Origin of the sequence: Mesorhizobium sp. M7A.F.Ca.US.005.03.1.1 (genome assembly GCF_003997975.1) — a bacterium.
Taxonomy (GTDB): Bacteria; Pseudomonadota; Alphaproteobacteria; order Rhizobiales; family Rhizobiaceae; genus Mesorhizobium; species Mesorhizobium ciceri.
Genome location: NZ_RZRO01000060.1, coordinates 27844 through 42708, shown reverse-complemented (window position 1 = coordinate 42708; position 14865 = coordinate 27844). Strand labels below are relative to the sequence as shown.

The window sequence follows — 14865 nt, the reverse complement described above, 5'->3', positions numbered from 1 at the left end:
GCGCTGGCCCTTATGACGACTTCATCCAGATCGACGCATCGGTCAACCGCGGCAATTCTGGCGGCCCGACCTTCAACCTCAACGGCCAGGTCGTCGGCATCAACACCGCGATCTTCTCGCCGTCCGGCGGCAGCGTCGGCATCGCCTTCGACATTCCCGCTTCGACCGCCAAGCAGGTCGTTCAGGACCTGATGAAGAGCGGTTCCGTTCAGCGCGGCTGGCTCGGTGTCGAAATCCAGCCGGTCACCTCCGACATCGCTGAGTCGCTTGGTCTGAAGTCCAACAACGGCGCACTGGTTTCCAGTGCCCAGGACGATGGTCCCGGCAAGAAGGCGGGCATCACGGCCGGTGACGTGATCACCCAGGTCAACGGCAAGGACGTCGCTTCGCCGAAGGAACTGGCACGGCTGATCGGCGCCTACTCGCCTGGCAAGTCGGTTGACGTCACCGTGTGGCGCGACGGCAAGAGCCAGACGGTCAAGGTCGATCTCGGCAAACTGCCCTCGAGCGACAAGCAGGCCTCTGTCGACCAGTCGCAGCCTGCCGCTCCGGCAAAGCCCGACACGCTGGCCGATCTCGGCCTGACCGTCACCAAGTCCGAAAACGGCAAGGGGCTGGTGGTGACCGACGTCGATCCTGACAGCGATGCTGCCGATCGCGGCATCCAGCCGGGCGACGTCATCACATCGGTCAATTCGACCGAAGTGAACGGCACCGACGACGTCACCAAGGCGATGACCGAAGCGGTCAAATCCGGCCGCAAGGCGGTGCTGATGCAGATCACCCGCGACGACACCAATCGTTTCGTCGCGCTGCCCGTCGCCAAGGGCTGAGGTCGGCTCCGGAGCGTTCTCTCGGCCTTCCGAGGCGGGTGAGGGCGTTCCGGCGGCAAGTTGGACTTTTCCAGTGCGCCGGTTCAACACCCCCGAGCCGCCGTACGGGAAAGCATGGAGGAGCGCGCGTTAGTCAGTCATCGCGCCTTCCCCCGGCGGCAGCGGGCTTCCCATCGCCCGCTGCCGCACAATTTCAAAAGCGCTTCAACGATCCGATGCCAACGACATCGGCAGCGAGCAGCTTTATCGCGCACTGCTTCGAGCGATCTCGGTCGCGATGCGCTTTGGCAAAGGCCACAATGCAGATGTCTGCCACTCAACCTTCCGGCGAAATCGCGTATAACAGCCCTATGAAGATTCTCGTCATAGAAGACGATCGCGAGGCTGCGGATTACTTGCAGAAAGCTTTTGCCGAGGCCGGTCACACCGCGCATGTCGCCGGTGACGGCGAAACCGGCTTTGCGCTCGCCGACGCCGGCGACTACGACGTGATGGTGATCGACCGGATGATGCCGCGTCGCGACGGCCTGTCGGTCATTGCCGGTCTCAGGTCCAGGGGCAACACGACGCCGGTGCTGATCCTGTCGGCGCTCGGCGAGGTCGATGACCGGGTCACGGGTTTGCGCGCCGGCGGCGACGATTACCTGACAAAGCCCTATGCCTTCTCCGAGCTTCTCGCCCGCGTCGAGGTGCTGAACCGGCGCGCCAGTGCCAAGGAAGCGGAAACCGTCTACCGCGTCGGCGATCTCGAACTCGACAGGCTGTCGCATTCGGTCCGCCGTGCGTCACGCGAGATAACGCTGCAGCCGCGTGAGTTCCGCTTGCTCGAATATCTGATGCGGCATGCCGGCCAGGTGGTGACGCGCACCATGCTGCTGGAAAATGTCTGGGACTACCATTTCGATCCGCAGACCAATGTCATCGACGTCCATGTCTCCCGGCTGCGCGGCAAGATCGAGAAGGGCTTCGACAAGCCCATCCTGCATACGGTTCGCGGCGCCGGCTATATGCTGAAGAGTGGTTAGCTGCGGCATGGCTCTTTCCGTGCCAGCCATCATGAAGACGACGGCAGCGCGGCTTTCGGCGCTCTACTTCCTGCTCTTCGCGCTCTGCGCGGTGGCGCTCGTCTTCTACATGACCTCGCTGTCGGCGCGAATGCTGACCGCGCAGACGCAGGAGACCATCAATGACGAAGTGCTCGGCCTTGCCCGCGCCTATCAGCGCGGTGGCCTGCCGGTACTGGTCCGCGTGGTCGAAGCGCGCTCGCGCCAGCCCGGCGCAAACCTTTACCTGATCGCCGACGCCAACGGCCAGATCCTGACCGGCAACGTGCAGAGCCTCGAACCTGGCGTTCTCGAAACCGAAGGCTGGACCAGCAGTCCGTTCTCTTATCAGCGCTTTGGCGAGGGAGAGCTCGAGCGCCTGCGCAACCTTCCCGCCGAGCAGGGTACCACCACCCAATCCGAGCAGAACGATGCGCAGGCGCAGGGCGAAAAAGGCCACAACGCCATTGCGCTGGTGCTGCGGCTGCCGAACCAGATGATCATGCTGGTCGGCCGCGACCTTGGCGAGCCGGAACGGTTTCGTGCCGTCATCCGCCGTGCGCTGATGCTGGCGCTCGGCATGATGGGGCTGGGCGGATTGCTGATCTGGTTTTTTGTCGGCCGCGCTGCGCTGAAGCGCATCGACAGCGTGTCGGAAGCCAGCCGTCGCATCATGGGCGGCGATCTGTCGGGCAGGCTGCCGGTGACGGGGGTTGGCGACGAGTTCGACCGGCTCTCCGAAAATCTCAATGCCATGCTGGCCAGGATCGCCACGCTCAACGAAGGCTTGAAGCAGGTTTCCGACAACATCGCGCATGATCTGAAGACGCCGCTGACCCGGCTGCGCAACCGGGCCGAAGCGACGCTTTCGGGCAAGCAAAAGCCCACCGACTACCGGCAGGCGCTGGAAGGCACCATCGCCGAGTCGGACCAGTTGATAAAAACCTTCAACGCCATCCTGATGATCTCCCGGCTGGAGGCTGGCTACTCGTCTGAAAATACGAACCGCGTCGATCTTGCGGAAGCCGTACGCGATGTCGTCGAGCTCTATGAGCCGGTGGCGGAAGAGGCGGGCGTGTCGCTGGAAGCAGACGCGCACGAGGCGGTGTCCGTCAACGGCAACCGCGAACTGATCGGCCAGGCGCTGTCGAACATCGTCGACAACGCTATCAAATATTCGACCGGCGCCAATGCCCAGCCGGCGGTGCGCGTCACGCTCGAGCGAACCGGTGCGGACGTTCGCCTGTCGGTTGCCGACAATGGCCACGGCATTCCCGACGATGGCGACCGCGCGCGTGCCACGGAACGTTTCGTGCGGCTGGAGAAGAGCCGTTCGCAACCGGGTTCGGGTCTTGGCCTCAGCCTCGCCAAGGCCGTCATGACATTCCACAATGGCCGGCTTGAACTCTTGCCTGGCAATCCTGGATTATCCGTGGTCATGAGTTTCCCGGTTCGGGAGGATCACTGATGAGCACGGCTGCAAGAGCGAAAGATTGGCTGCTGAAGCCGGCGGCCAGGCTTGTTCCGCTGGACGAGGACCGTGCGCGGCTGGAACTGGCCGAGATCGCGTCCGCCGCACGCGAAGAAGGGGTGACGCGGCTGGCCAAGTTTCTGGCCGGCAAAGGGGAGGGCCAGGATTTCCTCGCCGCCGTCTTCGATCTGTCGCCGTTCCTGCGCGATACGGCACGTCGCCGGCCGCAAATCCTGGACGGGCTGTTCGAGCAGACAATCGAGGCTCGGCTGAAAGCGATCGGCGCCGCCATAGACCTGGCGCATTTGGCGGAGACCCTTTCGGAATCCGGCCTGATGATGGAGCTGCGCCAGTGGAAGTCGGAGGCGCATTTCCTCATCGCGCTGGCCGATCTTGCCGGCGAGGCCGAAACGGCGCTGACGGTCCGGCGGTTGAGCGACCTCGCTGACGCCTGTACCCGTGCCGCCGTCGACTTCCTGCTGCGCGACGCGCACGGCCAGGGCAAACTCAAACTGCCGGATGTCGACAACCCGTCGAAACAGTCGGGTTGGATCCTGCTCGGCATGGGCAAGCTCGGGGCACATGAGCTGAATTTTTCCTCGGACATCGATCTGGTGGTTTTCTTCGATCCGGAAGCACCGGCGGTCGTCGACCCGCTCGACGCCACCGAATTGTTTTCGCGGCTGACGCGCCGCCTGGTTCGCGTCCTGCAGGACCGCACCGAGCACGGATATGTCTTCCGCACCGATCTGAGGCTGCGCCCCGACCCCGGTTCGACACCGCTGGCGATCCCGGTTGAGGCGGCACTGCGCTACTATGAGGCGCGCGGCCAGAACTGGGAGCGCGCCGCCATGATCAAGGCACGTCCGGTAGCCGGCGATCTGGCCGCGGGCGCTGCCTTCCTCAAGGAGCTTCAGCCCTATATCTGGCGCAAATACATGGATTACGCGGCGATTGCCGACGTCCATTCGATCAAGCGCCAGATCCACGCCCACAAGGGCCATGGTGAGATCGCGGTCAAGGGCCACAACGTCAAGCTCGGGCGCGGCGGCATTCGCGAGATCGAATTCTTCGTCCAGACCCAGCAGCTTATCGCCGGCGGACGCTTCCCTGAACTGCGTGGCCGCGAGACCGTGCCGATGCTCGGCGAGCTTGCGACACGCGGCTGGATCACCATCGAGGCGCGCGATGCGCTCGCCCGCCAGTACTGGTTCTTGCGCCGCGTCGAACATGCCGTGCAGATGGTTGCCGACGAGCAGACCCACACGCTGCCGGAAGATGACGAAGGCTTGGAGCGCATCGCCCGCATGCTCGCCTTTGCCGATGCTTCTGCCTTTTCCCAGGCGTTTCGCGCCTCGCTGCAGCAGGTCGAACGCCACTACGCGGCACTGTTCGAAACAGCACCCGAACTGTCGACAGGCATCGGCAATCTCGTCTTCACCGGCGATGTCGACGATCCCGATACGCTGCAGACCTTGCACGGCCTCGGCTTCCAGCGGCCAAGCGACATCTGCCGCGTCATCCGAGGCTGGCATTTCGGTCGCTATCGCGTCACTCAGTCGGCGGAGGCGCGCGAGCGGCTGACGGAATTGACGCCGGCTCTGCTGCGCTCCTTCGGCCAGACGCGCCGGGCCGACGAAGCGCTGATGCGCTTCGACGAATTTCTCGCCGGCCTGCCGGCCGGCATCCAGCTGTTTTCCCTGCTGCAGTCCAATCCGGCCCTGCTCAAGCTCCTGGCAACGATCATGGGTGCGGCGCCCCGGCTGGCGGCGATCATCACCCGCCGGCCGCATGTCTTCGATGGTCTGCTCGACCCGGCCTTGCTGACGGAGCTACCGGACCGCGCCTATCTGTCGGCACGGCTTTCCGCCTTTGTCGAGGGCGACCGGCTTTATGAGGACGTGCTCGACCGGCTGCGCATTTTTGCTTCCGAGCAGAAATTCCTGATCGGCGTCCGGCTGCTCGCCGGCTCGATCGATCCGGCGCGCGCCGGCCGCGCCTTCTCCGATCTGGCGGATCTCACCATCGAGGCTGCGTTGCAGGCGGTGACGGCCGAATTCGCGGCGCGCCACGGCACCATTGCCGGCGGCGTGGTTGCGCTGCTCGGCATGGGCAAGCTCGGCAGCCGCGAGCTGACCGCCGGATCGGATGTCGACCTGATCCTGCTTTACGACCACGCGCCGGACGCCGAGGAGTCCGATGGCGACAAGCCGCTGGCGCCTTCGCATTACTACACCCGCATGACGCAGCGGCTGATCGCGGCCGTGTCGGCGCCGACGGCGGAGGGCGTGCTCTACGAACTCGACCTGCGCCTGCGGCCATCCGGAAACAAGGGTCCTGTGGCAACCCATATCGATGCCTTCAAGAAATACCAGCGCCAGGAGGCCTGGACCTGGGAGCACATGGCGTTGGCACGCGCCCGCGCCATTGCCGGTGACGCCAGCCTGTGCGGCGAGGTTGAAGCGGAAGTGGCGGCGGTGCTTGGTCAGCCGCGCGACGCCGCCAAGGTGATGGCCGAGGCCTCGGAGATGCGCGCTATGATCGAGAAGGAAAAGCCGCCGCGCGACCTGTGGGACATCAAGCTGATCCCCGGCGGCCTGATCGATCTCGAATTCATCGCCCAAGTGGCTGTCATCACCGGGCAGGTAGGCGCCGGGCCGCGCGTTACCGGTACCGCCGAAATCCTTTCGCGCCTGTCACCGGGCTTCGCCAATGCCGGGGCGAGGCAGGAGCTTTTCGACGCCTATGCGCTCTATCTGGCGCTGACCCAGATGACGCGGCTGTGCCTTACCGGAGCCTTCGAGCGCGACGACGTTCCGCCGGGGCTTTCGGATCTGCTTCTGGCGGTGACCGACCTGCCGGATTTCGGTGTGCTCGAAGCACATCTCAAGGAGACGTCGCAGAAGGTCAGGAAGGATTTCGACCTTTTGCTTCGTGCGGGATGACCGGGAAGCGATCGTCCCTTGGAATCGGGGACGTTTCGTGGTCCTCCAGTCTCATGCAGCTACTCTGTTCGCCGAATCTGCTGCAGCGCCCGGCTTGCGTGAGACTGCAAAATCCGGTCGCGCAGATAGGCATAGAAACGCGGCGGCAGCATGCCATAGTCGAATCGGGACGGTTTGCTCCCCGCGATAGGCCTGAGATGATCGGGACCCGGCCAGAGGAAATGATTGGTTTCGGTGACGACGATCCATGATGGCGTGTCATCGAGGCCGAGATAGGCCTTGAGGGGCGCAGGTATTTCTACTGCATCGGCAGGATCAGCTGGTGGCGAGTGTGTGACCGGAACGACCGTTATGACTTCACGGCCCTCCACGACCGCGCGGCGACAATGGCGCATGGTCGGTTTTTGCGACCTTCTTCGGCACCCTTTTCGTGTTCTCTCACCCAGAGGTAAGAATAGGAAATCACCAGACCCGGGATAGGTTTGGGCAGGCTCACGGTGTCCAGTCTTTGAGCATTGCATCAAGCCCGGCATATTCGCTCGATACGGCGCTTTCGGCGATGGCGTTAAGCGTCTCGTCGTCCAGCTCTTCCACAGGACGGGCGACCCGTCCCTTGACCAAGACCTCGAACATCGCCGCCGACAGGAGTACCGTGTGGGTCCGGCCATTCTTTGTGATTGCGACCGGCGCACGCTGGGCAGCATCCTGAAAACGCCCGACATTCTGCTGGAATTCCGTTGAAGTCACTCGCATGACAAGGCCTTTCTTTTTTATCCAAAATAGATAAAATAGATAACTTTGTCAAAGCGTTTCAGCTCGCGTCCACGAGGTGGATCAGGCCTGGGATGGTGATAAAAACTTCACGCTGCAACCTTGACGGCCAGCACGCTCTTCTTCACCGGAATGCGCACCGACACGATCGTGCCGACACCTTCGCTCGACCGGATCTTCAGCGCGCCGCCCTGAAGCTCGGCCAGCGAACGTGAGATGGCAAGGCCAAGGCCGGACCCGGCATGGCTCTTGGAGAACTGGTTCTGCACCTGTTCGAACGGCCGTCCGAGCTTTCCGAGCGCCTCCTTGGGGATGCCGCAGCCATTGTCCTCGATCGTCAGCACCAGCGCGCCGGATGTGTTGCGGGCCCTGACCGATATGTGGCCGCCCTGGCCGGTGAACTTCACCGCATTGGACAAAAGGTTGATGACGATCTGCTTGATCGCACGGCGATCGGCGACCAGCGTCAGCGCATCGGCAATGCGCGTTTCCACGGTGATGGCCTTTTGCGCCGCCTGCAGCGAAACGACGCGTACGGTTTCGCTGATCAGCGGGCCGAGGTCGATCTCTTCCCGGTCCAGAGAGAACTGGCCGGCCTCGATCTTGGACATGTCGAGAATATCGTTGATGACGCCCAGCAGGTACTTGCCGCTGCTGTTGATGTCGGTGGCATATTCCTCGTAGCGCTCCGATCCGAGCGGGCCGAACAGCCCTTGTTCCATCAGTTCGGAGAAGCCGATGATGGCGTTCAGCGGCGTGCGCAACTCATGCGACATGTTGGCCAGGAATTCGGATTTGGCCCGGTTCGCCGCTTCGGCCCGTTCGGTTTCCTTCATGTATTTGCGGTTGAGGTCGACCAGTTCGCGCGAACGCTCCTCTTCGGCCCGCCGCGCGAGGCTGAGATCATGGATCGTTGCCATCAGCCGTCGCTCACTGTCGACCAGCTTCTCCTGGTGCAGCTTGATCTGGGTGATGTCGGAACCGACCGAGACGATGCCGCCGTCCCGGGTCTTCAGTTCGTTGACCTGCAGCCAGCGGCCGTCGGCCAACTGCCGCTCGAAAGTGGCGCCGCCCTGCAGGCCGCTGGTGTGGGCAAGCCGCCTTTCGGAAGCAAAGGCCAGCATGCGTTCTTCCAGCGCCGCGCGCGCGGTGCCCGGCATCACGTCGCGGTCCGAAAGCCCGTTGTCCTGCTGGTATTTGGAATTGCACATGATCAGGCGCTGCGTCGAATCCCACAGCACGAAGGATTCGTTGATGTTCTCGATCGCCGTTCTGAGGCGAAGGTCGGCAGCCTCGGAACGCAGCGCCAGATGACGCTGTTCGGTGACGTCGACGGCGATGCCGATCAGCTGGATCTCCGGCGCTTCCGGATCGATGACCTGTGCCCGTGCGCGCATCCAGACCCATTGGCCATCGGCATGGCGCATGCGGAACACCTGATCGATGTGATCGATCTCGCGTGCGACGATTCTGTTGGCGAGCTCGAACAGGTCGCCGTCCTCGGGATGGATGATCTGATCGACCTCGCCGAAGGACAGCATCGTTTCGCAAGGCTTGTAGCCGAGCATGTCGTACATCGAGCGCGACCAGTACATCTTGCCGCGCACCATGTCCCAGTCCCACAGGCCGCAGCGGCCGCGAACCAGCGCCATGTCGATGCGCTGATGCGCTTCGAGGTAGATGCGGTCGGCCGCCTGCGCACGTGCCGCCTGGCCGAAATAGGCATAGAGGATGACGATCAGCACACCGGCCGTCAGCACGAACAGGGTGACGTTCAGCGAAACGGTCTTGCGCCAGGCATCGAAAACCGCGTCCTGTGGCACCAGGGCCGCCGATGCACCCTTTCCGCCATTCGCCAGGCTGACCGCGGCGTACCAATCCCGTCCGTCGATGTTGACGTCCATGACGCCCGCACGATCGCCGAACATGAACAAGGGCTGGCCGCCCTCGACGAGGCCGTCCAGCGAATGGCCCTGCCATGGCATCGAGCGTGGCGTCACCGCGACGATCTTGAAAGCGCTGTCGGTGATGACAAGCACATGGCTGCGGCCCATCGCGCCCTGACGGCTGGTGGTCTCCAGCAGATCCTGTATGGCGCCGGGCACCGTTTCCGAGGTGGTGGCGAGCGAACTGGCCAGCTGGCCCGCCGCCAGCGTCAGGATCGCCTTGGCATTGCGCTCGACATCGTCGCGCTCGTTCATCAGCGACAGCACGCGCAACGCCGCGATGACGATCAGGAAGGTGATGATGAGGACGGGTATTGATCGGCGCAGCAGCGGCTCGGCGGCCAGAAGCCGCCGGTAGGCCGGTTCGGCGATGAGTCGCGTATTCCCGGCAAGACCGTCGCCGCGCGTCTCACGATGCGCAAAAACCGTCCCTCCGGGCGCGCCCCACGCGTCCGCCTTCGCCATAAATGGCACTCCCCGAATTTGCCTATGCTGCTTGGTGATCCGGCAAACGCCGCACTTCCGAATCGTCAGTAAAGAATCAAAGGTGATTCGCCTTGTCCAGTGGTCCGGCGAAAAAAGATTAAAAATCGACTAAAATAATGGGCTTTCGCTGGCGCAGCGCCTAACGGAAGCCGCTGCTGTCAGGTCCTGGTTGAAATTCACCAGCTTGGCGGCGTGCACGGATCTCCCTTCTGCCACAACAAGGGGAGAAGAAAGAGAGCGGCTAAGCCAGCGTGCGCTCGACAATATCCCGCAGATCCGCCGACAGGTTTTCGGCGCCGGCGATCGAGAGCAGCGCTTCCCTGGCCTTCGCCTGCCGCAAGGGTTCGAGCGAACGCCAGGATCTGAGCGCCGTCGCCAGCCTTGCCGCCACTTGCGGGTTGCGCTTCTCAACCTCGAGGACGGTTTGAGCAAAGAACCAGTAGCCTTCGCCGTCGGCCCGGTGGAAGCCGGTCTGATTGGCGCTGGAGAAGGTGCCGATCAGCGAGCGCACCCGGTTCGGATTGCCCATCGAGAAGGCCGGGTGGTTGGTCAAGGCCTTCACGGTGTCGACGGTTTGCGGCCCCGGTACGCTGGCCTGGATCTGGAACCATTTGTCCATGATCAGCAGGTCGGACCCGTAGGTCGTCTCGAAAGCCGCCAGCGCCTCGACCGCCTCGGGCGAACCGTGGTGACGATGCGCGAGCACGGCAAGTGCTGCCGCGCGGTCGGTCATGTTGGTCGCGGACTGGAAATGCCCGGCAGCGAGTTCCGCTCCGCCCGGCTGCAGCGACAGATAATCCAGCAGGGTGTTGCGCAAGGCGCGTCGTCCGGCGCTTGCGGCGTCGGGGCTGAACGCTTCTCTGTCGGCAAGGCTGAGGTAGAGGCCCGAAAAAACGTCCCGGTTCGCAGTGCCGATCGCCAGCGCCAGTGCCTCGCGAGCCGCATAGATGGCATCGGGGTCGATGTTCCTGCCGATGTCGCGGGCAATGTCGGCTTCGCCGGGCAGGGCCAGCGCCAATGCCCGATAGGCCGGCTCCAGCGTCTCGTCGCCGGCAATGCTGCCGGCGAGCTCGGTCAGCCGCGGCGCAAAGGCCGGCTGCTTGCCGCCGAGGATCTCGCGGAACGCTGATATCAGCGCATCGGTCAGCAATGTGTTGAAGGCCTGCCAGCGCGAGAAGGCGTCGCCGTCATGGCGGGCAAGGAAGAACTGGTCGTCGGCTTTCTGCTCGACGGACAACGTCACCGGCGCCGAAAAGCCGCGGTTGAGCGACACGGCCGGGCGCTCGGTGACGCCTGAAAACCGCACCATGTGGCGACGCTTGCGGATATGAATGACGCCGTCCTCGACGCTGGCGCCCTCGACGCTACTATACGGCACAGGCTTGCCGCCGGCGCCGATCAGCCCGAAAGCGAGCGGGATGTGCATCAGCCGCTTGCGGCTTTCGGAGGGTGTCGGCGGCACCGACTGCTCGATTTCGAGTGTGAACTCCTGCGCGGCCGGATTGTGCGCCGAACTGATCGTCAGGTTCGGCGTTCCCGCCTGATGATACCAGAGCGCGAACTGCGACAGGTCGCGGCCGGACGCATCCTCGAACACCTTGATGAAATCCTCGATCGTCGCCGCGTCACCGTCGTGCCGCTCGAAATAGAGGTCCATGCCGGCGCGAAACACGTCGGCACCGAGAATTGTGCGGATCATGCGCACCACTTCGGAGCCCTTCTCGTAGACCGTCGCGGTGTAGAAATTGTTGATCTCGCGGTAGCGGCGCGGCCGCACCGGATGCGCCAGTGGGCCCTGGTCCTCTGGAAACTGGTGGGCGCGCAAGGTCCGCACCTCGGCAATACGCTTGACCGCGCGCGAGCGCTGGTCGGCGGAGAATTCGTGGTCGCGGAAAACCGTCAGGCCTTCCTTCAGGCAGAGCTGGAACCAGTCGCGGCAAGTGATTCTGTTGCCTGTCCAATTGTGGAAATACTCATGCGCTATGATCGCCTCGATATTGGCGAAATCGGCGTCCGTCGCGGTCTCCCGGTCGGCCAGCACATATTTGTCGTTGAAGATGTTGAGGCCCTTGTTCTCCATCGCGCCCATGTTGAAGTCCGACACGGCGACGATGTTGAAGACGTCGAGATCGTATTCGCGGCCGAACGCCTCCTCGTCCCATTTCATCGACCGCTTCAGGGCGTCCATCGCATAGCCGGCCAGCGTCTCCTTGCCGGGCTCGACATAGATGCCGAGCTCGACCGTGCGGCCGGACAGGGTGACGAAACTGTCCGCGAGCCGGCCGAGATTGCCGGCCACCAATGCGAACAGATAGGACGGCTTGGGGAAAGGGTCGTGCCACACGGCATAATGCCAGCCGTCGCCGAGGTCGCCCTTTTCGAGCGGGTTGCCGTTGGACAGGAGCAGCGGCGCCTCGTCGCGCATTGCCTCCATGCGCACCGTGTAGACGGACAGGATATCGGGACGGTCGAGGAAATAGGTGATGCGGCGAAAGCCCTCGGCTTCGCATTGCGTGCAGTAGACGTGGCTCGAGCGGTAGAGGCCCATCAGGGCTTCGTTGCCCGCCGGCGCCACCTCGGTCTCGATGAGCAACTGGAAGCGCCGCGCCACCGGTGGCTCGAGGATGGTCAACTGGTCGGGCGTCGCCAGCAGATCCGCCGGTTTTACCTTCTTGCCGTCGATCTCGATGCGCTTGAGCGTCAGCCCGTCGCCGTCGAGCACCAACGGTGCCGACACGGAGACGCCGTCACGGCGCTCTATCGTGAGCACGGCGGTGACACGCGTTGCGTCTGGCGAAAGGCGGAAGGTGAGGTCGGTTTGCGGAATGAGGTAGTCGTTGGGGCGATAGTCTTCGAGCTTGAAGACCTGGCCGGTGTCCGTGCGCATTCCGTGGGTTTTCCTGTCGATTGCCTTGGCGGCGGATTGTGTCCGCTGGTCCAAGAAATTTGAAGTCCGCGCTCTTTACACGAAACGGCCCCTCGACAAAACTGAGGCAATGCCTATTTCAGGCGTTCGTTCTCCTGTCATCATCACGAGGCATCCATGACCGTCGTCACACCGAAATTCGGCATGGGCGCATCCGTGCTGCGGCGCGAGGATGCCGCCTTCATCCAGGGCCAGGGCCTTTATACCGACGACATCCAGCCGGCTGGCGTCCTGCATGGCTATGTCCTGCGTTCGCCGGTCGCCAAGGCCAGCTTCACCATCGGTTCGACCGAGGCGGCGAAGGCCGCACCTGGCGTCCATCTGGTACTGACCGGCAAGGACCTTGCCCATCTCGGCGATCTGAAATCCGGCGTCATGCAGGAACAGCCGGACGGCACCAAGGCGCCGACGCGCGACATCCCGATCCTGTGCCGCGACCGCGTCAACTATGTCGGCGATGCCGTTGCCTTCGTCGTCGCCGACAGCCGTGCCTTGGCGCAGGATGCCGCTGAATTGATCGATGTCGACTATGACGGCGAAGACGCGGCTTCCGGGACCGCAAATGCACTTGCCGAAGGCACGCCGCTGGTCTGGCCGGAGCTCGGTTCCAACCGCGCCTTCAGCTACCACATGGGCGACAGGAAAAAGACCGAAGCGGCTTTCGCCAAGGCCGCACACGTCACCCGCATCGAGTTCGTCAACAACCGGCTGGTCTGCAACTACATGGAGCCGCGCTCCGCGATCGGCGAATGGAACGTCGAGGAGAAGCGCTTCGTGCTGACCACCGGGTCGCAAGGCGTGCACTCCATGCAGTACATCCTGGCCAGCGTGTTCAAGATCAAGAAGGGCCAGTTGCGCGTCATCACGCCTGATGTCGGCGGTGGTTTCGGGCCCAAGAGCTTCGTCTACCGCGAATATCCGCTGGTGCTGGAAGCGGCGAAGCGGCTTGGCCGCCCGGTGAAGTGGGCCGGCGACCGCACGGAACACTTTCTGACCGACGCGCAAGGCCGCGACAATTTCGTCACGGCCGAGATGGCGCTGGACAAGGACGGCCGCTTTCTCGGCATGAAGGTGGACCTGCTCGCCAACATCGGCGCCTATATCTCGCAATATGGTCCGTTCATCCCCTATATCGGCGTCACCATGTCGACCGGTGTCTACGATATCCAGGCGCTCGACGTCTCGGTGACCGGCCTCTACACCAACACCTGCCCGGTCGATGCCTATCGCGGTGCCGGTCGGCCGGAAGCAGCCTTCCTGCTGGAAAAGCTGGTCGATGCCTGCGCCCACGATCTCGGCCTGCCCGTCGAGGAGATCCGCCGCCGCAATTTCATCCGGCCGGAGCAATTTCCCTACCGGACGCAAACCGGCCGCCTCTACGACACCGGTGAATTCGAAGGCCATATGGAGCGCGCCATTGAGCAATCCGAATGGAAAGCGTTTCCGGAGCGGCTGGCGCAGTCGAAGGCCGGCGGAAAAATCCGCGGTCTCGGCATGGCGACCTATATCGAGGCCTGTGCCTTTCCGGGCTCGGAGCCGGCCTTCGTCGAACTCAATGGCGACGGCACGGTGACGCTGAAGATCGGCACCCAGACCAACGGACAGGGACACGCCACCGCCTATGCGCAGTTCCTGTCGGAAAAGCTCAATCTCGACATCGACAAAATCCATGTCCGCCAGGGCGATACCGATGAATTGAAGGCCGGCGGCGGCACCGGCGGCTCGCGCTCCATTCCGCTGGGGGGTGTGTCGGCTTCCCGCGCGGGCGAGGATCTGGCCAACAAGATCAAGCGCATCGCCGCCGACGAGCTCGAGGCTTCTGCCGGCGACATCGAGTTGTCCGATGGTGTTGCCCGCATCGTCGGCACCGATCGCTCGCTCGATTTTTCCAGCATCGCCAAGGCCGCCAAGACGCCTGACGATCTCAAGGGCTTTGGCGAGTTCGTGCAGGACGAATGCACCTATCCCAACGGCACCCACATCTGCGAGGTCGAGATCGATCCCGACACCGGCGCGACCGAGATCGTCCGCTACACCATCGTCGACGATTTCGGCGTGACCGTAAACCCGATCCTGCTCGCCGGCCAGGTGCATGGCGGCGTCGTGCAAGGCGTCGGCCAGGCACTGACCGAGGACACTATCTATGGCGAGGACGGACAGCTTTTGACGGCGAGCTTCATGGATTACGCCATGCCGCGCGCCGACAATTTCCCGTTCTTTCATTTCGAGACCCGCAACGTGCCTTCGACCACCAATGCGCTTGGCATCAAGGGCGCGGGCGAGGCCGGCACCATCGGCTCGACCCCGGCGGCACTCAATGCGGTGACCGACGCGCTCTGGCGCGCTTATGGCGTCAGGCACATCGACATGCCGGCAACGCCGGCGCGTATCTGGGCGACGATCCGAGAAGCGTCGGGAGCGTGACAGCAGGCCCCGGCAGCCCC

At 63.5% G+C, this 14865-nt stretch carries 9 protein-coding genes; 5 read left to right on the top strand and 4 right to left on the bottom strand.

The window, feature by feature from the left end:
• From EN990_RS22735 to EN990_RS22720, 4 genes are all read left to right on the top strand, one after another.
• On the top strand, positions 1 to 833 hold an 833-nt coding region (locus EN990_RS22735), incomplete at its 5' end, for a PDZ domain-containing protein (protein WP_127388390.1).
• A gap of 350 nt (positions 834 to 1183) precedes the next feature.
• On the top strand, positions 1184 to 1858 hold the full coding sequence (locus EN990_RS22730; protein WP_023812818.1) for a response regulator transcription factor: 675 nt from the start codon (positions 1184 to 1186) through the stop codon (positions 1856 to 1858).
• A 7-nt stretch (positions 1859 to 1865) separates the two neighbouring features.
• Entirely contained in the window at positions 1866 to 3344 is a 1479-nt protein-coding gene (locus EN990_RS22725; RefSeq protein WP_013532630.1) for a HAMP domain-containing sensor histidine kinase, read from the top strand.
• Positions 3344 to 6292: a bifunctional [glutamine synthetase] adenylyltransferase/[glutamine synthetase]-adenylyl-L-tyrosine phosphorylase gene (locus EN990_RS22720; protein ID WP_127385318.1), complete on the top strand. Its 2949-nt coding sequence runs from the start codon at positions 3344 to 3346 to the stop codon at positions 6290 to 6292. The genes EN990_RS22725 and EN990_RS22720 overlap by 1 nt, the downstream gene beginning before the upstream one ends.
• A 59-nt stretch (positions 6293 to 6351) precedes the next feature.
• Here EN990_RS22720 and EN990_RS22715 read toward each other — a convergent pair whose 3' ends face one another.
• The 4 genes from EN990_RS22715 to pepN form a co-directional block, all read right to left on the bottom strand.
• Complete coding sequence (locus EN990_RS22715; protein ID WP_245465113.1) at positions 6352 to 6687, bottom strand: hypothetical protein; 336 nt, start codon at positions 6685 to 6687, stop codon at positions 6352 to 6354.
• Positions 6688 to 6784: 97 nt separating this feature from the next.
• On the bottom strand, positions 6785 to 7045 hold the full coding sequence (locus EN990_RS22710) for a type II toxin-antitoxin system prevent-host-death family antitoxin (protein ID WP_013532628.1): 261 nt from the start codon (positions 7043 to 7045) through the stop codon (positions 6785 to 6787).
• 107 nt (positions 7046 to 7152) lie between these two features.
• On the bottom strand, positions 7153 to 9474 hold the full coding sequence (locus EN990_RS22705; protein ID WP_063171742.1) for a PAS domain-containing sensor histidine kinase: 2322 nt from the start codon (positions 9472 to 9474) through the stop codon (positions 7153 to 7155).
• Between the two features lie 262 nt (positions 9475 to 9736).
• Positions 9737 to 12382: an aminopeptidase N gene (gene pepN, locus EN990_RS22700; RefSeq protein ID WP_127368674.1), complete on the bottom strand. Its 2646-nt coding sequence runs from the start codon at positions 12380 to 12382 to the stop codon at positions 9737 to 9739.
• Between the two features lie 156 nt (positions 12383 to 12538).
• Here pepN and EN990_RS22695 point away from each other — a divergent pair, with 156 nt between their 5' ends.
• A complete protein-coding gene (locus tag EN990_RS22695) occupies positions 12539 to 14845 on the top strand; it encodes a xanthine dehydrogenase family protein molybdopterin-binding subunit (RefSeq protein WP_127368673.1) in 2307 nt (768 codons plus the stop codon).
• The last annotated feature ends 20 nt before the right edge of the window (positions 14846 to 14865 follow it).